Source organism: Caulobacter sp. S45 (assembly GCF_009765965.1).
Lineage (GTDB): Bacteria > Pseudomonadota > Alphaproteobacteria > Caulobacterales > Caulobacteraceae > CAHJWH01.
This window is the reverse complement of sequence record NZ_LMUL01000014.1, coordinates 1,357,907-1,358,116: the sequence shown is the minus strand read 5'-3', so window position 1 is coordinate 1,358,116 and position 210 is coordinate 1,357,907. Positions and strand designations below refer to the sequence as shown.

Genomic DNA, 210 nt, shown 5'->3' with positions numbered 1-210 from the left:
GGCACGCCCATCTGCATGTGGCCGTCCCGCTGCAGATTGTGGAACGGGCACTTGGGTTGGTTGATCGGGATCTGGTGGAAGTTGGGGCCGCCCAGCCGCTTCAGTTGGGTGTCCTGGTAGGAGAAGAGGCGCCCCTGCAGCAGCGGGTCGTTGGTGAAGTCGATGCCTGGGACCACGTGCGCGGTGCAGTAGGCCACCTGCTCGGTCTCC

Annotated in this window: 1 protein-coding gene; it reads right to left on the bottom strand. The window is 65.2% G+C overall.

All coding sequences use genetic code 11. The annotated features are described in order from the left end of the window. A partial coding sequence (locus GSQ87_RS13275; RefSeq protein ID WP_158917651.1) for a catalase occupies positions 1-210 on the bottom strand: 210 nt, incomplete at both ends.